Source organism: Halodesulfovibrio sp. MK-HDV (assembly GCF_009914765.1).
In the GTDB taxonomy this organism is placed as follows: Bacteria; Desulfobacterota; Desulfovibrionia; order Desulfovibrionales; family Desulfovibrionaceae; genus Halodesulfovibrio.
Window position 1 is genome coordinate 1 of sequence record NZ_WYDS01000054.1, and the last position, 999, is coordinate 999.

Genomic DNA, 999 nt, shown 5'->3' on the forward strand with positions numbered 1-999 from the left:
CAACGGGCTCAATGACATACTGCTCACTCACGGCATCGTATGAGATGTTCTGAATATTCGGATTGGCTGTAGTCAGATCAAGAATGACATTCTGCCCGTCTTCCACGTCATCAATATTCAGGCTGGAGATGATGTCAGCACGGGTAATGTACAGAGTCTGATCTTCCACGCCAGTATCGAAATTAGTCGTCAGATCAGCAGTCGGTATGTCGTTTACAGGATCAAAGTTCGCACCGATAGTGCGCTGGATTGACGCCCCTTCCTGATCTGTAATAGCAAGATTGAATTGCACATCACCGTTGAAGTTTTCAGCGGGTTCAATGACGTACTGCTCATTCACGGCGTCGTATGAGATGTTCTGAATATTTGGATTGGCTGTGGTCAGATCGAGAATGACATTCTGCCCGTCTTCCACGTCAGCAATGTTTAAGCTGGATATGATGTCTGCACGGGTAATGTACAGGGTTTGATCTTCCACACCCGTATCGAAATTAGCAGTCAGATCAGCAGTCGGTATGTCGTTTACAGGATCAAAGTTCGCACCGATGGTACGCTGGATTGAAGCCCCTTCCTGATCCGTAATTGATAGATTGAACTGCACATCACCGTTGAAGTTCTCAACGGGTTCGATGACATACTGCTCACTCACGGCGTCGTATGAGATGTTCTGAATATTCGGATTGGCTGTGGTCAGATCAAGAATGACATTCTGGCCGTCTTCCACGTCATCAATATTCAGGCTTGATATGATGTCAGCACGGGTAATGTACAGGGTCTGGTCTTCCACACCTGTATTGAAATTAGTAGTCAGATCGGCAGTCGGCACGTCGTTTACAGGATCAAAGTTCGCACCGATGGTACGCTGGATTGAAGCCCCTTCCTGATCGGTAATGGACAGGTTGAATTGTATATCCCCGTTGAAGTTTTCAACCGGCTCAATGACATACTGTTCATTGACGGCATCGTATGAGATGTTCTGAATATTCGGATTGGCTGTAG

The 999-nt window shown here is 46.6% G+C and carries 1 protein-coding gene; it reads right to left on the reverse strand.

Annotation, left to right across the window (positions count from 1 at the left end; genetic code table 11):
• Positions 1-999, reverse strand: a 999-nt coding sequence (locus MKHDV_RS18580; protein ID WP_160717980.1) for a tandem-95 repeat protein, incomplete at both ends; no start/stop codon positions are given.